This window comes from Phaeobacter sp. HF9A (assembly GCF_011806385.1).
Classification (GTDB): Bacteria; Pseudomonadota; Alphaproteobacteria; order Rhodobacterales; family Rhodobacteraceae; genus Epibacterium.
In genome coordinates, this window is the sequence record NZ_JAATOX010000254.1 from 1 (window position 1) to 933 (window position 933).

Annotated in this window: 1 protein-coding gene; it reads left to right on the forward strand. The window is 66.0% G+C overall.

What is annotated here, in order from left to right:
- Window positions 1-38 precede the first annotated feature (38 nt).
- Window positions 39-933 (forward strand): MFS transporter (locus HCZ87_RS20760; protein WP_254868729.1); only part of this gene is annotated, 895 nt, incomplete at its 3' end.

Sequence of the window (933 nt, forward strand, 5' to 3'; positions counted from 1 at the left end):
AGCTTGCGGCGACCGGGTCACGGCGCAAGCTGATCGCCATGGCCGCTGCGGTCTGGAGCCTGTTCACCCTGGCTACCGCAGCAGCACAGGGCTTTGGCCATCTTCTGTTGGCGCGGCTTGGCGTGGCCGCAGGGGAAAGTGGGTCTGTCGCGCCCGCGCATTCGGTAATCTCCGACAGTGTCGAAGAAGAAAGGCGCAGCTCAGCCATGGCAGCCTTTGCTGCGGGGGCGAACCTAGGGGTGCTGCTGGCCTTCCTGATCGGCGGCGTGGTGGGCCAGCTCTACGGCTGGCGCGCGGCATTCATCCTGGCTGGGCTACCGGGATTGGTGCTTGCGATGGCTTTCTGGCGCTATGGCCCGGCCGAGGTCGCGCGGCAGCACGCCGCTACGCCTCCCGCCCTGATGGCACGGACCTGGGACACGCTGCGCGCCCACAAAGGGCTGTGGCACGCGCTTTGGGGTATGGCCGCGACGGGTATCGTTACCTTTGGATCATTGGCCTGGACGCCGACCTTCATACTGCGCACCCATGGCCTGTCGCAGGCGCAGGCGGGCGTGTTCCTGGCCGTTACCGCCGGGACAATCGGGGGCCTCGGCACGGTCTTCAGCGGGCGGCTGGCGGATCATCTCGGGCGGCACGCGCCTTGGTGGCGGATCGGAGTTGTGCTGGGCGCGATCCTGCTGTCCAAACCCTTGGTTCTTGTATTCTTGCTGTCCTCTGACAGGACCGTCGCGCTGGGGGCCATGGCCGGCAGCGTCAGCTTGGCAGCGGTTTTTTGGGGGCCGACCTTTGCCTATGCGCACACTCAGGTCGTGCCGCATCTAAGGCCGATGGTGACGGCGGCTTTTCTATTTCTATTCAACCTGATCGGCCTGGGGGTTGGCCCGACACTCGTCGGGTTAGGCTCGGACCTTTTGGCCGCGCAAGGGGCTG